Origin of the sequence: Marinobacter sediminicola, assembly GCF_031157525.1 — a bacterium.
Taxonomy (GTDB): Bacteria; Pseudomonadota; Gammaproteobacteria; order Pseudomonadales; family Oleiphilaceae; genus Marinobacter; species Marinobacter sediminicola.
Genome location: NZ_JAVIXR010000040.1, coordinates 1 through 374, shown reverse-complemented (window position 1 = coordinate 374; position 374 = coordinate 1). Strand labels below are relative to the sequence as shown.

Below are 374 nucleotides of genomic sequence, written 5' to 3'. Positions count from 1 at the left end.
AGAAGAGAAACTTTCGAATCCTGGCGGAACTATTTCGAAATACGGCGGAAGTGGCTGGGCGCTTTGCCAAAGTGGGCTCTGAACCGGTCGCTAAAGGCTGATAACGACGAATAGCCGACAGCGTCAGCAACTTGCTGGACACTGAACCCCGACGGCTCCAAAAGCCGCCAAGCTTCTTTCATTCGCAACTCTGTGAGGTATTGATGCGGCGTCATGCCGACCTGGCGCCGAAACAGATCGTTCAACTGCCGAATGCTCAGATGTGCCACGGCAGCCGTCTCGGCCAAGGACAAGCGTCGGCTGAAGTTTTCGTCCAGAAATTGTTTTGCGGCGTGAACTCTGCGGTCCAGCTTTAGCTGACTTCCATGGCGCTC

General features: G+C 55.1%; 1 protein-coding gene. It reads right to left on the bottom strand.

Annotated elements, in window-relative coordinates; genetic code table 11:
* Positions 1-29: 29 nt before the first annotated feature.
* Positions 30-374 (bottom strand): helix-turn-helix domain-containing protein (locus tag RG807_RS17705; protein ID WP_309046058.1); only part of this gene is annotated, 345 nt, incomplete at its 5' end.